Annotated in this window: 1 protein-coding gene; it reads right to left on the bottom strand. The window is 44.0% G+C overall.

Annotated features, from left to right (window positions below):
* Positions 1-253 precede the first annotated feature (253 nt).
* Positions 254-571 (bottom strand): SAF domain-containing protein (locus HC175_RS16725; RefSeq protein ID WP_369074339.1); only part of this gene is annotated, 318 nt, incomplete at its 5' end.

The raw sequence follows: 571 nt of genomic DNA on the forward strand, positions 1-571 counted from the left end.
TGAATTGCGGTTAAAGCGGTTTTTATTCTGCTGTAGGAAGGGCGTGCTGTAACGACCACGCAGATTTTTCTTTTCATTCGGTTCTCGGTTGTCAGTTAGGCTAAAGTAGTAAAAATGTTGTTGAGGAACGTCATTGCGAAGGATCCCGAGGGATCGGGAGACTGAAGCAATCTGCCCCGGTGTATACGATCATGTTAGAGGAAGCCTTCAACAGATTGCCACGTCCTCCTTCGTCGGACTTGCAATGACGTGACTAACTGAGATCCTGTTCGTTTAAAAACTCCCACTGCTTAAGTTCCCGATTCAACTTCCTTCCAATCACCTCCCTAAACTTTGAAGCTTCAATCCCATAGCCTTTCGGTTTCTTTGATTCAAGGTCTTCAAATGTAAGGATATGGTCTGCGGGAAGATCTTTATTTACTGCAAGGGATTTTTCAAAGATGTTTTTCAGATCGGTAGAAGAGGAGTTATCCGATTTATCCACGGGGTGCTGTTGCGCGAGGTTGATGTTTTTTACGGCGGAAACTAATTTGGTAATTTCATGGATTTCCAAAGAAGAAGAAGCATCGGG

Source organism: Salinimicrobium oceani (assembly GCF_012037645.1).